Source organism: Sphaerochaeta pleomorpha str. Grapes (assembly GCF_000236685.1).
GTDB classification, from domain to species: domain Bacteria; phylum Spirochaetota; class Spirochaetia; order Sphaerochaetales; family Sphaerochaetaceae; genus Sphaerochaeta; species Sphaerochaeta pleomorpha.
Map to the genome: position 1 here is coordinate 2,217,288 of NC_016633.1, position 16,526 is coordinate 2,233,813.

Annotated in this window: 16 protein-coding genes; 9 read left to right on the top strand and 7 right to left on the bottom strand. The window is 45.8% G+C overall.

The features are described 5' to 3' along the window. The first annotated feature begins 155 nt into the window (after positions 1 to 155). The 3 genes from SPIGRAPES_RS10030 (at position 156) to SPIGRAPES_RS10040 (ending at position 2,860) form a co-directional block, all read left to right on the top strand. Positions 156 to 1,046, top strand: coding sequence for a transketolase (locus SPIGRAPES_RS10030; RefSeq protein ID WP_014270646.1), 891 nt, complete (start codon positions 156 to 158; stop codon positions 1,044 to 1,046). Continuing rightward, complete coding sequence (locus SPIGRAPES_RS10035; protein ID WP_014270647.1) at positions 1,043 to 1,960, top strand: transketolase family protein; 918 nt, start codon at positions 1,043 to 1,045, stop codon at positions 1,958 to 1,960. Before SPIGRAPES_RS10030 ends, SPIGRAPES_RS10035 begins: the two co-directional genes overlap by 4 nt. An 81-nt stretch (positions 1,961 to 2,041) precedes the next feature. After that, a complete protein-coding gene (locus SPIGRAPES_RS10040) occupies positions 2,042 to 2,860 on the top strand; it encodes a sugar phosphate isomerase/epimerase family protein (RefSeq protein ID WP_014270648.1) in 819 nt (272 codons plus the stop codon). Between the two features lie 107 nt (positions 2,861 to 2,967). Here the strand turns inward: SPIGRAPES_RS10040 and SPIGRAPES_RS10045 are convergent, their stop codons facing one another. From SPIGRAPES_RS10045 to SPIGRAPES_RS10060, 4 genes are all read right to left on the bottom strand, one after another. After that, positions 2,968 to 3,747, bottom strand: a complete 780-nt coding sequence (locus SPIGRAPES_RS10045; protein ID WP_014270649.1) for a metal ABC transporter substrate-binding protein — start codon at positions 3,745 to 3,747, stop codon at positions 2,968 to 2,970. Further along, on the bottom strand, positions 3,744 to 4,559 hold the full coding sequence (locus tag SPIGRAPES_RS10050; RefSeq protein ID WP_014270650.1) for a metal ABC transporter permease: 816 nt from the start codon (positions 4,557 to 4,559) through the stop codon (positions 3,744 to 3,746). The genes SPIGRAPES_RS10045 and SPIGRAPES_RS10050 overlap by 4 nt, the downstream gene beginning before the upstream one ends. Continuing rightward, positions 4,552 to 5,583 carry a DUF1893 domain-containing protein gene (locus tag SPIGRAPES_RS10055; protein WP_014270651.1) on the bottom strand — a complete coding sequence of 344 codons (1,032 nt, stop codon included), beginning with the start codon at positions 5,581 to 5,583 and terminating at the stop codon, positions 4,552 to 4,554. Before SPIGRAPES_RS10055 ends, SPIGRAPES_RS10050 begins: the two co-directional genes overlap by 8 nt. Before the next feature lie 193 nt (positions 5,584 to 5,776). Beyond that, positions 5,777 to 6,202 (bottom strand): DUF3842 family protein, encoded by a 426-nt coding sequence (locus tag SPIGRAPES_RS10060; protein WP_014270652.1) that lies wholly within the window; start codon positions 6,200 to 6,202, stop codon positions 5,777 to 5,779. 114 nt (positions 6,203 to 6,316) lie between these two features. Here SPIGRAPES_RS10060 and SPIGRAPES_RS10065 point away from each other — a divergent pair, with 114 nt between their 5' ends. The 4 genes from SPIGRAPES_RS10065 to SPIGRAPES_RS10080 all read left to right on the top strand — a co-directional run bounded on the left by SPIGRAPES_RS10065 (position 6,317) and on the right by SPIGRAPES_RS10080 (position 10,016). Next, positions 6,317 to 7,012, top strand: a complete 696-nt coding sequence (locus SPIGRAPES_RS10065; protein ID WP_041384601.1) for a FadR/GntR family transcriptional regulator — start codon at positions 6,317 to 6,319, stop codon at positions 7,010 to 7,012. A gap of 96 nt (positions 7,013 to 7,108) precedes the next feature. Beyond that, positions 7,109 to 7,963, top strand: a complete 855-nt coding sequence (locus SPIGRAPES_RS10070) for an MBL fold metallo-hydrolase (protein WP_014270654.1) — start codon at positions 7,109 to 7,111, stop codon at positions 7,961 to 7,963. 18 nt (positions 7,964 to 7,981) lie between these two features. Next, positions 7,982 to 9,325: a GntP family permease gene (locus SPIGRAPES_RS10075; RefSeq protein ID WP_014270655.1), complete on the top strand. Its 1,344-nt coding sequence runs from the start codon at positions 7,982 to 7,984 to the stop codon at positions 9,323 to 9,325. Positions 9,326 to 9,374: 49 nt separating this feature from the next. Further along, complete coding sequence (locus SPIGRAPES_RS10080; protein ID WP_014270656.1) at positions 9,375 to 10,016, top strand: tetratricopeptide repeat protein; 642 nt, start codon at positions 9,375 to 9,377, stop codon at positions 10,014 to 10,016. A gap of 23 nt (positions 10,017 to 10,039) precedes the next feature. Here the strand turns inward: SPIGRAPES_RS10080 and SPIGRAPES_RS10085 are convergent, their stop codons facing one another. Beyond that, on the bottom strand, positions 10,040 to 10,645 hold the full coding sequence (locus SPIGRAPES_RS10085) for an SAM-dependent methyltransferase (RefSeq protein ID WP_014270657.1): 606 nt from the start codon (positions 10,643 to 10,645) through the stop codon (positions 10,040 to 10,042). A 1,475-nt stretch (positions 10,646 to 12,120) separates the two neighbouring features. Here SPIGRAPES_RS10085 and SPIGRAPES_RS10090 point away from each other — a divergent pair. Continuing rightward, positions 12,121 to 12,762, top strand: a complete 642-nt coding sequence (locus SPIGRAPES_RS10090; protein WP_014270658.1) for a rhomboid family intramembrane serine protease — start codon at positions 12,121 to 12,123, stop codon at positions 12,760 to 12,762. 39 nt (positions 12,763 to 12,801) lie between these two features. Here SPIGRAPES_RS10090 and SPIGRAPES_RS10095 read toward each other — a convergent pair whose 3' ends face one another. Further along, the gene (locus SPIGRAPES_RS10095; RefSeq protein ID WP_245535426.1) at positions 12,802 to 13,887 is read right to left on the bottom strand and encodes an adenosine deaminase; all 1,086 of its coding nucleotides are present in this window, start codon (positions 13,885 to 13,887) and stop codon (positions 12,802 to 12,804) included. A gap of 187 nt (positions 13,888 to 14,074) precedes the next feature. Here SPIGRAPES_RS10095 and SPIGRAPES_RS10100 point away from each other — a divergent pair, with 187 nt between their 5' ends. Further along, positions 14,075 to 14,587, top strand: a complete 513-nt coding sequence (locus SPIGRAPES_RS10100) for an ankyrin repeat domain-containing protein (protein WP_014270660.1) — start codon at positions 14,075 to 14,077, stop codon at positions 14,585 to 14,587. A gap of 112 nt (positions 14,588 to 14,699) precedes the next feature. Here SPIGRAPES_RS10100 and SPIGRAPES_RS10105 read toward each other — a convergent pair whose 3' ends face one another. Next, positions 14,700 to 16,466, bottom strand: coding sequence for a proline--tRNA ligase (locus tag SPIGRAPES_RS10105; RefSeq protein WP_014270661.1), 1,767 nt, complete (start codon positions 16,464 to 16,466; stop codon positions 14,700 to 14,702). Positions 16,467 to 16,526: the final 60 nt, after the last annotated feature.

Consider the following 16,526-nt stretch of genomic DNA (forward strand, 5'->3'; position numbering starts at 1 on the left):
AAATTTATTTAATTGTATAAGTAATACAGTTTTTCATTTGACAAACGAAGCCAAGAGTGGTATCTGTATTGTATACAGTATGCAATTCTGACTTTGGGGAATTTCCCCTTACTTGATACAGAAAACCCAACTGGAATAACAAGGAGTCTCCTACCATGAAAAAGAATGTCATGGATTTGCTTTCCGAGAAGGAGCGCACATTCAATGAAAAGGAACTTGCAGCCTTGGCCGCCTATTTTCGGATGGTCATGTTTGATACCCTCCATGAACGGGGGACAGGGCACTGGGGCGGATCAGCATCCAGCGCAGAGTTGACGACCAGTCTCTATTTCAACCGTATGCATATCAAATCCGACGAGCCTACCTGGGAAGACCGGGACCGGTTCATCCTATCCAAGGGGCATGCCTCGGTTAATCTTTATACAGTATTGGCAAACCGTGGCTATTTCCCTCCCTCCGAGATTGCCTCATTCAGGGTTATGGGTTCCCGCCTTCAAGGCCATCCCTGCATGCATAAGCTACCGGGCATAGACATGTCGACAGGAGCCCTAGGCCATGGACTCTCCATCGGGCTGGGAATGGCCCTGGCGGCAAAGCTTTCCAAGAAAACCTACTGGACGTATGTATTGACCGGGGAAGGTTGTCTTAATGAAGGCCAGAGCTGGGAGGCTTTGATGTCCGCTGCAAAATTCAAACCCGAACATTTCGTCCTTATGGTTGACTACAACAAGGTACAACTTGATGGAACCGAGGACCAGATTATGCCAATGGATTCCCTCACCGAAAAGCTTTCCGCCTTTGGTTGGAATGTCTGTAAGCAGAAACTGGACGGAAACGATACAGAAGATATCCTCAAATCCTTTGCCTGGATGGATAGCGATGACGTTTGGCCCAAGGCTGTTGTCTATGACACGGTCAAGGGAAAAGGTGTCTCCTTTACCGAGGGGAAGAATACCTGGCATGGGGCGGTTATCGATGATGACTCCTATGCAAAGGGTATTGTAGAGCTGAGAAAAGATCTTGAAGAAAAGGAGGCCGCATTATGAGCCTTGCAATGCGAGATGCCTTTGGCAGGAAACTTGTCGAGCTTGGAGAAACCCACCCTGAGCTGGTGGTGTTGGATGCCGATGTGTCTTCATCGACAAAGAGTGCGCTTTTTGGGAAAGCCTACCCAGATCGGTTTTTCAATTGTGGTGTAGCTGAAGGAAATATGGTCGATATCGCTGCAGGTCTTGCTACTTGCGGCTATCATCCGGTAGTAAATGCCTTCTCAATCTTTTTGGCTTTGAAAGGTACCGACCAGATTAGGAACGTTCTTTGCTATAATAACCTGCCGGTTGTCATTGCAGGTGCCTACGGTGGTTTGTCTGACTCCTTTGATGGTGCAAGCCACCAGGCAATCTGTGATATTGCTATCATGAGGGCACTTCCTAACATGCAGGTGATCGTGCCAGCTGATGCTGCCCAGGCTGAAAAAGCCCTGGAGTATGCCCTGGGCCAAAAAGGTCCTGTATTTATTCGGCTCAACCGAAATGCAATGCCTGACCTGCCTTCCTTTGAAAAGCTTGGAACCGTGTGTTCCCATGAAGGGAAGGATATTACGATAGCAGCCAATGGCATTACCGCGTCCTTTGCCAATGAAGCGGCCCAGTTGCTTAGCAAGGAAGGTATCAAAGCGGAAGTCCTCAGTGTTCCTTTTGTCAAACCCTTGGATCTGGAAACCTTGGAAGCGAGTGTACACAAGACAGGCAGGCTACTGTGTGTTGAAGAGCATGTCTTGATGGGTGGTTTTGCCTCTGCCATAAGCGAAGTGTTTATGAAGAGAGGCATTTCGTGCAAATTCGATGCCATCGGTCTGGATGATACCTATGGGGAAACCGGACCCTATGAAGAACTATTGGCCAAATATGGGATAAGTTCAGAGAATATTGCCCTTCGTGCCAGACAGTTGTGTAAGTAAAGAATGCAGGGCAGGGGCTGCAAAGCCCTTGCCTCATGTTGAAGGCGAACGAAAAACTATTTGTCCAGGAGAAACACCAGTATGAAATTATCTGTTGCCATTGCGGGAGCAGAGGCTATGCCCAATGCCTTTGTGGTTTTCAGGGGGCTTCCCCAGTCAATAAGGCTTGCCCATGAAATCGGGTACGATGGAGTTGAGCTTGCACTCAAACGTCCAGACGAGATCACCCGTTCCGAATTGAAAGGCCTGTTGAAAGAGAATCATATGCAGGTCAGTGCCGTATCCTCGGGACAGGTTTTTGCAGCACGCAACCTTTTTTTCACCGAGGAAGACAAGGAAAAACGGGCTGAATTATATTCTACCTTCTGCGGTTTCATTGACCTGGCAGGCGATTTTGGTCAGTTGGTAAACATAGGGCGGACCCGTGGCTCTATATCCGGGCGAGATCCCATGCTGTGTGAACAATTGTTTCTCGACATGGCAGGAAGCCTTTCGGAGTATGCCCAGACGAAAGGGGTTGAATTGATACTCGAACCGGTCAACCGGTATGAAATTGACTTTATCAACAACCTTGATGCATGTGTATCATTGGTCAAGAAGGTCAATAAAAACAATTTCACTATGATGCCTGATGTTTTCCATATGAATATCGAGGATGACCATATCGGCAAGAGTCTCATCAGGAACAGTGAATTTGTACGCTACATTCACTTTGCCGATTCGAACCGACATGCCCCCGGCGATGGGCATATGCCTTGGGACGAGATATTCGATGCGCTCAGTTCCATTGGTTATGATGGCTGGACGACGGTTGAGATTCTTCCTTTCCCCGATCCTGAGACCGCAGCGAGGCGATCCGTAGCATTTCTGAGAGAAAACTATGGAAGCTATTACTGCTAGGGTAGTTTTTATAATCGAATATAATAGGGCTATCGTTTCAACCAAAACGATAGCCCTTAATTACATGTTAAATAGATTTTAGCTAATACTATTTGCAAATTAGGGCATCATTCATCCAGAAGTGCCTTCAGATTTTCGCTGACCATTTCTTCCAGGCTTCCTCTTTTCACGCTCTCGGGGAAGTTTCTCCAGACGACTAGTCTGCTTGCAGGCGAGACTTCAACAAGAGGGGCTGCCACAGGGTTGTGTATGTTGTCAATGATGATGTCATACTGATTGGCTGCCGCGTCTGCTATTTGCTTTGCAGTGATGGGCCCCGGCCCGAAGGTACCTGCTATTTGCAATCCAAGCTCCTCTGCAAGGTAGACCTGCATTGAATGGCAAAGGACTTTCTTGGTTTGCAATCCAGCCTCAGCGACCGCTTTCTTCCCATTAGCAAGGGTTTCTGCATAGTGGGCTACCCTTTGCAGGCTTTCTTCTTCCGTGCCGAATACAGATGCGATTATCTTTGCCTGGGCTTTAACAGTAGCAAGGCTAGTATCTGTTTTTATCGGAATCATCTGTACAGAATCACCCTTGATGGATTCCCCCATGGTTTTCATCATCCGCTCATATCCTGCATATATGAAGTAATCGGCCTTGCTGATGTTCTGGACATCTTTGACAGTTATTTCATACTCAGGGGGATGTACCAGAGAAGGGGGGGCAATGACTGTGACATAATCTACTCCCCCAAGATCCGCAAAAGAAGCGGTCCAGGAGGTTGATGCAACAACCTTAGGTTTTAAAGATGTAGCCGATAATTGCAATTCAGGTGCTCCTTCCGCATAAAGAGCAGAAGTAAGCAGAAAAATTGCCAAAAGGAGGGTGAGAATTCTTTTTTTCATAGGTGTTTCCTTGTTTTGGTTTTTGAGACAATAAGAAAGAGAAGTGCTGAGAGCAAGGCTATCGAACCACTGGGTGGCAGATCCGTTGCAACCGCTGCCAAAAAGCCGATTATCGAAACAAATAGGCCTGTCAGGCAGGATAAAACATATAATTGTTTCAAGCTCTGGGAACGAATCGCAGCAATGAGTACTGGAAGGACAAGCAAAGCATCGATGAGCAAAGCCCCAAGGAGTTTCATTGCCAGTGCGATTACCAGCGAGATGAGCATAACCATCACGGTGTAATGGAATTTGACATGGATTCCCAGCGACTGGGCAATTTCTTGGTCAAAGAACATGGCGCTGATAGTCTTGAACTTGATGCAAATATAGAGGATGAGCGTCAGGGCAGTACAGAAAAGCAAAAGCAGATCGATTTTATTGAGGGCGAAGGGACTGCCCCAGAGCAACTGCAGGGTATCTTTTGCCGGGACATCAAAAACCTGCATTACCAATGAAGCGATTGCCATGGTGAACACCATAGCTGCCGCACTGCTGACCCCGAAACCCTTTGAGGTGTCACCAGCCATTTTTAGCATGGCAAAGACGAGCAGGACGTTGATCAAGATGGTGATGGGAAGAAGAGGAAGGGAAAACGCCAAGGCGATTGCTCCTCCCAAAATTACCCCATGCATCAACATATAGCGCATGGGAATCAAATCAAGGCGAAGAACCATGACCCCCGCGGCAGGGAAACATAGCCCCGCTATTGCCATTGCGGCCAGTCCTTTGGCAACAGGGGGCAGCGTTAGCAGGAAAAGGAAATCAGTCATGCTCTTCTCCCAGTACCAACGTGGACCAACCAAGGTCGAGGCCGATTTCCCGGTCATGGGTTACCAGTATCATGGTAGGCATTTCCCCTACACTCAAAGAGCGTATCATGTCCAGGAGCGCCCTTCGGCTCTCTGCATCGAGAAAGGAGGTGGGTTCATCGAGAAGCAGAAGCCTTGCTTTCTGGCAAAGGCAACGGGCCAGGGAAACTTTCTGCTGTTCCCCTCCGCTTAGTGTATAGAAGTTTTGGTTCCTTAGTTCAAAAACTCCCGTACGGCGCAGGCTTGTATCAATTTCCCACCTTTGCCTCTCTGGGGATAGCGAAGTATCGACCGCCATGCTGACAACCTCATAGGCAGATACGGGGAATTGCTGTTGGTGTGCCTGTTGTTGTTTGATATACCCGATTGTTCTTCCTGGCAATTGGGAAGGGTGTTTCCCCTCGATGAGGACTGTTCCCTTTGTGAGGTCCAGTTTCCCCATCAGGGCTTTGAGAAGGGTTGTCTTTCCATTCCCGTTGCTTCCTTTGACCAGGAGTTGTCCACCCTGGGGGACTGAAAAGCTCAGATTTTCAAACAGTGTTTTCTGGCCATAGGAAAAACATGCGTCCGTTACCTCTACAGAGACACCATCGACAAGGTGTGCCCTCATCCTGAGCAAGCGGTACATCTTGTCGCTGTCTTCCATGGTCTCGAGCAACGACTCAGTCATACAGGCTAGTTTTTCGACCTTTTTCTCCCATGTCACATCTACCCCTGCTCTCTGATAATAGGCTACGGCCAAATCGCTGATAAGGTTGATATGAGCCTTCTTTACCCCGAAGCGGACCATCAGTACTGCAGCTGCTTTGCCTGCGGCAGTGTCATGTACATACAAATGATCTTTACTGCCCTGGTAGGTGTCAAGGAAGGTTTCAAGGGCAAAGAGAGGGTTGAGCCAACGCCCCTTGTCCGAGAAAATGAGCGTTTCATTATCGAAGACGCAGAGGGTTCTGTTGTCCACTAGGCTTTGTTTGTAAGCTTCCACGGAATCTCCATATAAAAAGCCACGACTGCAAAAAAGAAAAATTCTTTTTGCCTTCATGGCTTCTGTATTCGTTTTGGGTGAATTTGTTCAAAGCTAGCTTCTTCATGAAGCTTGATGCATGCAATCCTATAAGGATAGGGAAAAATTGTCAACAATCCAAATGATAGCTTCTAGTCGCACTTTGCCTTCAGATCTATAGCGTTTCCAGTAATTCAGCAAGATTTTCAATTGCCTTATCTACCAAGTCCCCGAGTGGGAAGTCCTGTTTTCCTACGATGGTTATGTTGCATTTGCTGATAGGGATAAGAATCTTGTGGGCAGTGCTCTGGGAAATGGCAAGGGCCATTTTCGGGGTTATCTCCCCATGGAGGGAATCGGCGGCAATGATACCGAGGGGGCCTATGATGATATCGGCAGTACGGCAAGCCACTATAACTGGGTTTTCCCCCGTAGCTGTTGCATCGGCCCCACTGCGAAGCATCGCGCTAGCTGCCATGCTGTTGGTACCGATTGCCAGGACTTCCAGGTTTGGAAAACGGGTTTTGATGGATGTTACGAGGGCCTTCCCAAGACTTCCCCCCTGACCGTCAATGATAACTGTTTTCACTGTTTTTTTCATGCTAGCAAGTATAGGCTATAGTAATGAAAATGAAAACCATGTGTGCTCCAGGTTTTACCAGTAACGAGACCTGGTTACTTGCAGAATTACATCGTTGCTTGTACCATTGGAACAATGGAATCCCTCAAGAAAGAACGGTTGTCAGTCATGGTTACCGACGCCATCAAAGAAATAATACGAAATGAGAACCTGAAAAGCGGTGATCGTCTATATAGCGAGAAACAGCTGTCCGAAAGGCTCGAGGTCAGCAGGTCTTCGATCAGGGAAGCCCTGCGCATGCTTGAGGTTTCTGGAATCGTGAAGGTCTACCAGGGTAAGGGTGTTTTTATAAATGACCAAGACGCTATGGTCCATCCTGTACATAGCTGGGTTGTAGAAAATGCTGAGTCCCTGCGAGAACATTTCGAGGTTCGTCTCCTCATTGAGCCCCATGCGGCCTCAGTTGCCTCCCAGCGGGCAAGTGCAAAGGATCTGGAGACTCTGAGAAAAACATACGATGAATTCGTCGGTTTTGTAAGGGATGGAAATGTATCAAAGGCGATTTCCTCTGACGGAGCCTTCCACCTTGCTGTGGCAAAAGCTACGAGAAACAGGACCTTGATCGGCCTTATGAGAACAATGGAGCAGACTCTTAATGAAGGCTGGTATGCCAGTCTGCATGTCCCCGGGCGGCTTGAATCTTCTATAGATGAACATAATGACCTTCTAAAAGCAATAGAAGCCAAGGATGCCGAAGCGTCAGCATCTGCCATGGCGAAGCATTTGAACAATGCGCTTTCCGATATCCAGCGGTTCTTCGGAAATATTTAAAGAAATAATTTGACAGGATTCAAAAAGGTGGTTTAGTATAAAGCCAACTTGTCAGACAACTGACAAGTTGGCTTTATATATGCAAAGGTATTGGTAATGGAAATAAACATAACGACCCTCATAGAGAATTCCTTGGGTGAACACACAGGGCTTGCCGTCGAGCATGGTCTTTCATTCCTTGTAGAGAGTGGGCCCCATTCTGTTCTGTTTGATACAGGACAGAGTGACAGGTATATAAGAAACGCCGAAAAACTAGGAAAAGAGCTTTCTTCGGTAAGAAATGTAGTTCTTAGTCATGGGCATTATGACCATAGCGGAGGATTCCGTTCCTTTGTTGAGAAAAGGGGAAAGGGAACGCTTACCTTATGGACAGGGAAGGGTTTCTTTGATCAGAAATATGGAAAGTCGGGACCTTCCCTCCAGTACCTTGGAAATGATTTTGATGAAGATTTCCTGAATAGTCATGCTGTAGAACATCGAACGGTTGCTTCTGGTAAAACAGAGGTTGTCCCAGGGATCTGGATTGTAAGCGGATATTCTCGGATTCACCCTGAAGAACCGGTTAATCCGCGGTTTTGTAAACGTATTGCCCTTGATGGTTCTTTTCAAGAAGACACCTTCGAGGATGAAATACTTCTGGTCGTTGAATCAAAGAGAGGGTTGGTCGTAATTGTCGGATGCGCGCATCCTGGAATTCTGAATATGCTCGATACAGTCGCAACGCTATTCAACCAAAAAGTGTATGCATTGCTTGGGGGGACTCATCTTGTCGAGGCGGACCAAAAAAGAATTGGGGACACGCTCAAGATTTTTCAGGAAATGGATATTTCGGTACTTGGAATTTCCCATTGCTCCGGATCCGCTGCCATAGAGCAATCGATTTCAATGATGGATTTGAGTTTTCACAATAATACTGGAACATCAATTATCCTTCGGGATGATGAAATATAAAAAGTTTGGGGGAAGAAAATGGCAGGATGGTATCTGTTTCTCGTGATTATCGTCGCTATTGTAGGTATGGTGTTATTGATTTCAAAATTCAAATGGCACCCATTTATTGTGTTGTTGCTCTCCGGTTATTTTGTCGGGGTACTGTGCGGAATGCCTGTTGATAAGTTGATCACTACCCTTACCTCAGGATTCGGTTCAATTTTGGGAAGTATCGGCATAGTCATTATTGCCGGGACCATCATTGGCACCATCCTGGAGAAAACAGGGGCGGCCCTGACAATGGCCAATGCCATTCTCAAGGTTGTCGGAAAGAAACATGCTCCCTTGACCATGAGTCTTACAGGATACATTGTGAGTATCCCTGTATTCTGTGATTCTGGATTCGTTATTCTTTCACCCATAAACAGGGCCTTAGCCGCAAAATCCGGGGTATCCCTGGCTGTGATGGCAACTTGTTTAAGTTCAGGGCTCTATGCAACCCACTGCTTGGTTCCTCCCACTCCCGGACCCATTATCATGGCGGGTACGTTGAATGCCGATCTGGGTTTGGTAATTCTCGTTGGGCTGCTTGTGTCGATTCCTGTTATGCTGGTTGGTTACTTCTATGCATTGAAAATCTCCAGCAAATTCGATATTCCCGCAAATCCTGAGGTTTCCTTGGAAGAACTGGTAGATAAATACGGGAAATTGCCTAGTGCATGTAAATCGTTTGCCCCTATTCTTCTTCCTATTATCTTGATTGCTTTCAAGTCGATTGCCGATTTCCCGTCAACTCCGTTTGGCTCTGGCGCTGCAAAAGCTTTCTTTGATTTTATCGGAAATCCTGTAACAGCCTTGATCCTTGGTGTAGGCCTTGCTATTACCCTCATTCCCAAATCCGAAAAGAAAGGAACTTCCTTCAATTGGATCAGTGAAGGCATTCACAGCTCTGCCAGCATCCTTGCCATTACCGGTGCCGGTGGTGCCTTTGGTGCAGTCTTGAAATCGCTTCCTATCGCTGATGTGCTTTCAGGTAGTCTGGTACAGATGAATGCAGGGCTTTTGATTCCGTTTATCATTGCTGCCCTGTTGAAGACTGCCATGGGAGCTTCTACAGTCTCCATGATTGTCACTTCAGCAATGATGGCTCCTTTGATGGTACAGCTGGGCTGGACCTCGGAGATGGCCAAGGTCCTTACGCTTCTTGCAATCGGGGCTGGTTCTATGACAGTATCACATGCAAATGATAGCTATTTCTGGGTTGTCTCACAGTTCTCCGATATGGATACTGCCACTGCCTATAAAACGCAGACCGGTGTAACGCTGGTACAGGGCTTAACTACCCTGGTCATTGTCATGGTACTTGGGGTGTTTTTCCTCTGATCATATGCAGTGCCGGTAGGATTTCCTTCCGGCATACAGGAGGCCTGTTGTGAATGTTTTAGGTTGGTATCATCAACGAAGGATGCTTAATGCCATGGTTCAGAACCAATGGACCGAAGCAGAAACCCATATCAGAAAATTGCTTGTCCTACAGGGAAAATCGATGGGGTTGGAATACAATCTGGCTGTTGTGCTTCTTGGCCTTGAACAAAACGAGGAGGCTTTCCAGATGTTGCTTTCCTGTGTCGAGCGGTATGGCGAAAGCTTACGCCTTTGCCGCTTGCTCGGGGACATCCAGTATGGGAGGGGAAACAGAGAGGATTCGATTCACTGGTATTCCCTCGCTCTGAGTGATAATCCTACAGAAAAGGAAAAACGACTGCTCTCATTGCGTTTGGAGCTTCTTTTTGATAGCAAAAGGTTCTTCATGATACAAGAAAAGCTTGCAAGCCTTCCTGAAGCCCGTACTTGCCTTGAGACCGACCCTCAAAAGGCATTTTCCCTGTATAAGGAAATCGCTGAAGCTGACCCTACCCATGTAGAGTCTTTGAATAATCTAGGTACTCTGTTTCTCAATGAATACAAGGATCCTCTTGCCGCTGAAGAGAAGTTCTCACAGGTTTTGGAGTTGGTCGATAACAGCGGGGCGGCAAGAAATCTTGCGAAGGCAAAAAAAGAACGTCAAAGCTGACGTTCTTTTTTCCCTCTGGCGTCTTAGGATTCTTTTTTATCCAGACCTACCAGGTATATCTCAAAAGAATCGTCCCTGCAGGCCTTTGGCTTGAAGGGCTTTACTTTTGCAAACATGCTCCGCATTGTCTGAATCAGTTCAACTTGTCCCCCGCCCTGAAAAACCTTCACCACCAGGTTGCCATGCACTTTGAGATGTTCGCTTGCAAGGTATATCACTTGCGATGCCAGGTATTCGCTACGGGAAGTGTCGACGGAACGATTACCCATTGTCATGGGTGCTACATCGCTGATTATCACATCATAAGGACCGTTCTCAACCAGTTTCGACCGAATATCCTTGCTGAAAGCATCCCCGACAAAGGCTGTCACCGTATGAGGGATGGGATTGAGGTTTAACGGGTTCAAATCGACTGCGATTATTTTGCCTTGCTCTTTGAGCAGGACTCTGTGGGTGAAAAGGGTCCAGGAACCAGGTGCGGCTCCGACATCAAGGACGGAATCACCTGGTTTGACCAATTTGAAAGTGTTCTGGATTTCTTCCAGCTTATATACCGAACGGGCTGGGTAGCCCTCTTTGTGAGCTCTTTTTGTATAGGAGTCTGCACGATCTCTTCTGCTTGTTGCCATATATTCCACTATATCAAAAATACGAAGATGCCGAAAGGGCAAAGAGAAAGTGCCAGCGAATATTTGGTGGGGTGGGGAGAGAATCGCTGGCACCTTGGAAATCACACTTTAAGGAGGTTTGAAAAAAACTGTTGCTCTGTTGATAACTATGATGCAAAACCCGTGCCAACTTTGAAAATCTTACTGTAGGACATTATTAATTACTTTAGGAACAATATAACAGCTACATCAGTGAAAAGCTGCTGTGAAAAAAAGTAACAGTACACAAGACTGTTACACGTATGGCCTTCACTATGGAAAATAAGCATGTTTCTGGAGAACGCACACGAGAGAAAGCTGCGATCTAGTGGGAAAGGGGCTTATTGTTGTTTGTTTTAAAAATAGATAGGTCTTGGAACAAAAGGAAGGTGCCAGCGAATATTTGGTGGGGTGGAGAGAATCGCTGGCACCTTGAAAATCACACTTTAAGGAGGTTTGAAAAAAACTGTTGCTCTGTTCATTTATAATGTTGCAATTGCCGTGCCAATTTCCTTGAAATTGACCTATGGTTATAAAAAATCACTATAAGAATACTATTATGCTTTAGCCTATGCTTGTCTGCTGTGAAAAAAAGTAACAGCATACAAAGAGTTTACACTTCGGCTGATCATAAGGTTTATTTGGTTGAAGTGTTTCTATAGGTATGTTCTGATGCTTAAGAGAATACGGGGACTGCTGTGGAAGGACTTCTTTTCCCCAGGTAGGAATACCACTCTTTGGGCAAAAAGAAGGTGCCAGCGAATATTGGGTGGGGAGAGAAGCGCTGGCACCTAAGAAATCACATTTTAAGGAGGTTTGAAAAAACTGTTGCTCTGTTCAATAATAATGCAATTGCCGTGCCAACTTCCTTTATATGAACAAAGGGAATGTAAAAAACAACTATAGGCATGTTATTTGAGAGAAATCTTGAATCATGTACTGTGAAAAAAAGTAACAGTCTTCAAGTATGTTACACTTTCTGTAGCTAAGGGAGATAGGTTTCGAGGTTATCGGGGGAACCAAAACAGCTATGCAAAAGAAAAATACATGTTTCTCCATACTGTAGCGAAAGTAAGCCGATTCTCTTTGGTTGGATTGTTTTGGACAAAATGAAGGTGCCAGCGAATATTTGGTGGGGAGAGAATCGCTGGCACCTAAGAAATCACATTTTAAAAGGAGGTTTGAAAAAAACTGTTGCTCTGTTCAATAAGTATAGTGCAGGAGCCGTGCCAACTTTAAAATACATTCTAAAAGAAATAAAAAATCACTAAAAGTAATTCTTGCAAAGGTGTTTTGTTGGGTAATGCTGTGAAAAAAAGTAACAGCATGGCATTTTTTCACACTTGTAAAGAATCTGTTTCCGTAGGTTGCTTTAGGTGCTGGGGGCAATATGCCAAGATTAATAGCTAAATCTTTTCTGATTGACGAATTGCCCCTACATCGATACTTTATTGTGTATGAATACAGGCAAAAGCATAATCAACCGGAGATTCCGGAACAATACGTATACGAATATCACACTCAAACTGATAATCATCAATGCAGTGGTTTTCCTTCTTACCACATACATAGCTCCTAGGAGCGCCTATTATCTGGCAATGATTCCTTCGTTCGTCCTGCATGGATATATCTGGCAGTTCTTTACCTATATGTTCGTACACGGCGGTTTTTCCCATATATTCTTCAATATGCTCAGTCTCTTTATTTTTGGGACAATGGTGGAACAAAGGGTTGGGAGTAAAGAGTTTCTGCTCTTTTACCTATTAACAGGAATCGTAAGTGGTATTATTAGCTTCCTGTGTTATCTGGCAGCAGGGACGAATGTAATTCTCGTGGGAGCTTCCGGCGCAATTTATGGGGTTTTGTTGATGTTTGCGGTTTTTTATCCCTATGCCCGGGTTTTTGTTTTTGGTCTCATCCCTATAAGGGCACCTGTGCTTGTGGTCCTCTATGCGTTCATTGAACTTTCCAGCCAGGTTTTCGGCGCAGGCGGCAATGTTGCACACCTTACCCATCTCAGTGGGCTTCTCTTTGCCTACCTCTATTGTAGGATACGGATGAAAATAAACCCAATCGATGTATGGAAACGGACCATGTGATACGGTCCGTTTCAAGTTAATTGTCCCGTATTTCAGAAATCAATCCATTATTCCATATTTGTTTCTGATTTCGGCATACTGTTTCTTGATTACATCATAGATAATCTGAATTTTGATGTCATGGTGTGCAAATGCCGATTTCATGGCATTGATAGTCAATTTCTCAAGATCCCTGATGTTCAGGTTATAGTATTGGACAGCGATTTCCATTTCTTTGCTAAGGTCGGTGTCGCTCATAAGCCTGTTGTCCGTACAGAGAAATACCCTGAAGTTATTCCTGAACAGGATAGGGAAGGGATGGTGTGCATAATCAGAGGTTGCTCCCGTTCCTACATTGCTGGTGAGACACATTTCCATTGGAATTCGACGATCAAGGATGAAGTTTGCCAGCGATCCCATTTCTTCAATATGGGAACTTTCGATTGACATATCCTCGATCAGTCTGGTTCCATGCCCTATTCGGTGAGCTCCGCAAACCTGGATTGCCTGCCATATTGATTCAACCCCAAAGGCTTCCCCTGCATGGATTGTGATATTAAAATTCTTGTTTCGGATATATTGGAAAGCATCCAAGTGTTTCTTTGGGGGGTAGCCACTTTCGTCGCCTGCAAGGTCGAATCCTACGACTCCACGGTCACAGAAAGCTACTGCAAGTTCTGCAATATCCAGGGATACCGAAGGTTTTTGGTTGCGCATCGCACAAAGGATGAGTCCCGATGGCATGCCAGTTTTCTTTTTCCCACGCTGCAACCCGTCAAGGACCGCTTGGACAGCCTGTTCTGATGTTAGTTCTTTTGCAGTGTGAAGAATCGGGGCAAAACGAATTTCTGCATAACAGACATGCTGTGCAGCAAGATCTTCAACGGCTTCGAAAGCTACTCGTTCAAGGGCCTCTTTTGTCTGCATGACTGCAGTAGTGACAGAAAATGTTTCCAGATACAGAGCAAGGCTTTTTTGTTTACAACCCCTGATAAACCACTCTCTCAAGAGTTTTGGGTTATTTGAAGGAAGGTCCACGTTGTTTTCACGTGCCAATTCCAGGATAGTTTCTATCCTGAGTCCTCCATCCAGATGGTCGTGCAATTCTACTTTCGGTACTTGTTGGATAATTTCTTTTGTCAACATGAGAATATCATACATCATTATTCAGACAATACGCAAATCCAAAGGAATAAATCCAGAGTAAAATAAAATTGTCTTGGTGTGACTTTTTCGGTAAAAGAATAAGAAACTCTGTACAAAAATAGAAAAACTTGAAATACTGTGTAAGAGTAATTCTAAATAAAATAATGAGTAAGGAGTTTTTACAACTATGTCCAGAAATGTAGAAAGTCTTAACAAAAAGCTACTCGCCGCTGCAGTATCTTCAACCAAGGCCAAAGAAATTAAAACGCTTCTGAGCCAAGGTGCCGATATTCACGCCCAAAACGAATGGGGCCTAACCCCTGTCATGCTAGCTGCCCAGTACAATCCTTCAGTCAGTGTACTAAAAGCTTTGCTTGAAGCTGGAGCTGATATCCAAGAGGCTGAACCAAAGTATCGTTCAAATGCTTTGCATCTTGCCGCAAATAAAAGCTCGAGCCCGAAAATCATTGCAGAATTACTCAAGGCTGGCGCTGATCTCAATGCACGCAACTATCTTGGGGAAACCGCCTTGATTTTAGCGGTAAACACCAACAATGAAACCAGGATTGTTTCTGAACTCCTGAAATCCGGTGCCGATATCAACGCCAGGGATTATCAGGGACATTCTGTACTGGAATATGCAAAGGCTGCCAAACGCACCTATATTATCAATCAATTGAAGAAAATGGGTGCAAACTGAGAGAATGTGAAAGGGTTTATACCGTCTAAGTAGTAGAGTATCAAAAAACAAACAAGGCCATGGTTTCCTGTAGGATCCCATGGCCTTTTACTTGTATTGATGAGAGACTTGCTTAGGCTTTTACCCAATCCTTTTCCACTACATTGTTGTTGATATCAGAAGTAAGCTTTTCGATTAGCTCCTTGATTTCCCCAACGATATTCTCAAGGTCATAGGAAAGGGTTTCTTCGAGGTTGCTCCGCAATTTGACTTCAACCTTTCCTTCCTTGAGCGAGCGGTTGCCCACGGTAATGCGGATAGGAAGACCGATGAGGTCGGCATCGGCGAATTTTACTCCTGCCGATTCCTTCCTGTCGTCAAAGAGGACCTCGATACCACTGTCTGACAGATCTTTGTAGATTTTCTCCCCGACTTCGATATCTTTGACCAAACTTACCAGATGGACCTGATAAGGGGCAACGGTAATGGGAAGTGCCAAGCCTTTGTCGTCGTTGAAGTTTTCGGCAAGGCAGGCAAGCATTCTTCCGACCCCGATTCCATAGGATCCCATAATGACAGGGCGCCTTACCCCGTCCACATCCTGGAAATAACAGTTCATTGATTCGCTATACCGAGTTCCCAGCTGGAAAATATTTCCAACTTCAACGCCTTTTGAGGAAACCAGTGAGCCTTTGCAGGTTGGGCAGGTATAGCCGGAAGTTGCACTGGCAATGTCAGCGACCATTCCAGAGTAGTCCCGCTCAAAATTGGTATTCAGAAGATGGTAACCTTCTTCATTCGCACCGGCTACAAGGTTGTTGCTTTTAGCCACGGAATCATCAACAATTACCAGTACATCCTTATGGGCCCCGATGGGAGACCCAAAGCCGGGAACCATTCCCCCTGCCAGGATTTCCTCGACATGGGCAGGGCGGAGAGAATTGGCCTTTGCTGCATTCTGCAGTTTGTTTTCCTCTACATCCATGTCGCCACGGATAACCCCAACGATGAGCTTTTCCTGCTCTTCACCGTTTTCCGCATTGATGAAGGTTCCTACCATGAACACTGCTTTTGCCGTTTGTCTCTTTTCAATCTTGAGAAATGCACAGAGGTCTTCAATGGTTTTACAATCGGGGGTAAGGACCTTCTCGGTTGGCTTCATTTCTTCGGTATAGTATTCTTTGCTGAAGGTTGCAACTTGACGGTTTGCCGTATATCCACATTCCGGACAGGTGATAATCGTATCTTCCCCGATGGGGGAGAGGTACATGTACTCATGGGAAATTTTCCCACCCATCATGCCACTATCGGCACCAACGACGATAACAGGGAGTCCGCAACGACTGAAAATCCTGAAATAAGCCTTGTAATGGTCAGCATACACAGCATCGAGACCTTCTTGGTCGCGGTCGAAAGAATAGCTGTCTTTCATGGTAAATTCGCGTACCCGGATAAGGCCGGCGCGGGGACGGGGGTCGTCACGCCATTTTGTCTGGATTTGATAGACAAGCTGGGGAAGACGCTTGTAGCTGTCGATTTCGCCCCTTGCAACGTCGGTTACGCACTCTTCGTGGGTCATGGCAAGGACCATATCCCTTCCCCCCCGGTCCTGGAAGCGACTCATTTCCTTGTCGATGCTGTAAAACCTTCCGGTTTCTTTCCAGATATCGGCTGGGTTTACCAGTGGCATGAGAATTTCCTGACCGCCGATGGCGTTCATCTCTTCGCGGATAACCTTTTCGATTTTCCTGGTTGCATTGAACCCGAATGGAAGCAGAGAGAAAATACCGGCACCCATCTGACGGATAAATCCTGCACGCAGCAGATATTCATATCCCTTGCAGTCGGCACCGTTTGGGGCTTCCCTGAGGGTTCTGGAAAACAACGTGGACATTCTCATGATAATACGTCTCCTCTAATTACTGGAACATCGCCCATTGTAGCAAAACAACCTTCCCTT

What these genes read in the sequence shown, in the direction of transcription:
- SPIGRAPES_RS10030 (WP_014270646.1), top strand. Translation starts at nt 156, where the DNA reads ATGAAAAAGAATGTCATGGATTTGCTTTCCGAGAAGGAGCGCACATTC.
- SPIGRAPES_RS10035 (WP_014270647.1), top strand. Translation starts at nt 1,043, where the DNA reads ATGAGCCTTGCAATGCGAGATGCCTTTGGCAGGAAACTTGTCGAGCTT.
- SPIGRAPES_RS10040 (WP_014270648.1), top strand. Translation starts at nt 2,042, where the DNA reads ATGAAATTATCTGTTGCCATTGCGGGAGCAGAGGCTATGCCCAATGCC.
- SPIGRAPES_RS10045 (WP_014270649.1), bottom strand. Translation starts at nt 3,747, where the DNA reads ATGAAAAAAAGAATTCTCACCCTCCTTTTGGCAATTTTTCTGCTTACT.
- SPIGRAPES_RS10050 (WP_014270650.1), bottom strand. Translation starts at nt 4,559, where the DNA reads ATGACTGATTTCCTTTTCCTGCTAACGCTGCCCCCTGTTGCCAAAGGA.
- SPIGRAPES_RS10060 (WP_014270652.1), bottom strand. Translation starts at nt 6,202, where the DNA reads ATGAAAAAAACAGTGAAAACAGTTATCATTGACGGTCAGGGGGGAAGT.
- SPIGRAPES_RS10065 (WP_041384601.1), top strand. Translation starts at nt 6,317, where the DNA reads ATGGAATCCCTCAAGAAAGAACGGTTGTCAGTCATGGTTACCGACGCC.
- SPIGRAPES_RS10070 (WP_014270654.1), top strand. Translation starts at nt 7,109, where the DNA reads ATGGAAATAAACATAACGACCCTCATAGAGAATTCCTTGGGTGAACAC.
- SPIGRAPES_RS10075 (WP_014270655.1), top strand. Translation starts at nt 7,982, where the DNA reads ATGGCAGGATGGTATCTGTTTCTCGTGATTATCGTCGCTATTGTAGGT.
- SPIGRAPES_RS10085 (WP_014270657.1), bottom strand. Translation starts at nt 10,645, where the DNA reads ATGGCAACAAGCAGAAGAGATCGTGCAGACTCCTATACAAAAAGAGCT.
- SPIGRAPES_RS10090 (WP_014270658.1), top strand. Translation starts at nt 12,121, where the DNA reads ATGAATACAGGCAAAAGCATAATCAACCGGAGATTCCGGAACAATACG.
- SPIGRAPES_RS10095 (WP_245535426.1), bottom strand. Translation starts at nt 13,887, where the DNA reads ATGTTGACAAAAGAAATTATCCAACAAGTACCGAAAGTAGAATTGCAC.
- SPIGRAPES_RS10100 (WP_014270660.1), top strand. Translation starts at nt 14,075, where the DNA reads ATGTCCAGAAATGTAGAAAGTCTTAACAAAAAGCTACTCGCCGCTGCA.
- SPIGRAPES_RS10105 (WP_014270661.1), bottom strand. Translation starts at nt 16,466, where the DNA reads ATGAGAATGTCCACGTTGTTTTCCAGAACCCTCAGGGAAGCCCCAAAC.